At 35.9% G+C, this 541-nt stretch carries 1 protein-coding gene; it reads right to left on the reverse strand.

Annotated elements, in window-relative coordinates; translation table 11 throughout:
• Nucleotides 1-41: 41 nt before the first annotated feature.
• Complete coding sequence (locus tag AC1DJR_RS33005) at nt 42-227, reverse strand: YhzD family protein (RefSeq protein WP_477004566.1); 186 nt, start codon at nt 225-227, stop codon at nt 42-44.
• Nucleotides 228-541 lie beyond the last annotated feature (314 nt).

Consider the following 541-nt stretch of genomic DNA (forward strand, 5'->3'; position numbering starts at 1 on the left):
GATATAGTAGAGTGAAAAAGAAGCGGATGACGCTTCTTTTTTTAGCGCTGGAATAAAACGAGCTTACCTGCAGAAGATGTGCAGCGATGTGTTTTTTCGTACAATCCTTTTTCTTGTAAAATAGATTCACCTTTTGCTTTCGCTTCTTTTTCAGTTGCTGCCTCGAATGATTCCTCTAATGCTTTTGAACCATCTTTTTCAAAGACTGTTAGAACGTATACTCCCATGAAAATTCCCTCCAATAATAAAAATCAGAATCTTATAACTATTTTGGCATAAATCAATAGAATATGCAAAGAAATATATGACATTGCGTGGTAAAATAAAGTGAAACTTTAACTAGTGGGGAGTCTTTTCATCCCCACTAGTTATTAGTTGAACCAATCGGGTATTTATGGGCAGTTTACTTTCAGATTGGCTTCTTTGCCTACTGCCCGTTAATACGGGGTAAAGTGAAACTTTAACTAGTGGGGAGTCTTTTCATCCCCGCTGATTATTAGTCTTCAGCAATTTTAATGTTGATAAGATGAAACTTTTGAAC

It is taken from the genome of Bacillus sp. 05T31 (assembly GCF_056396725.1).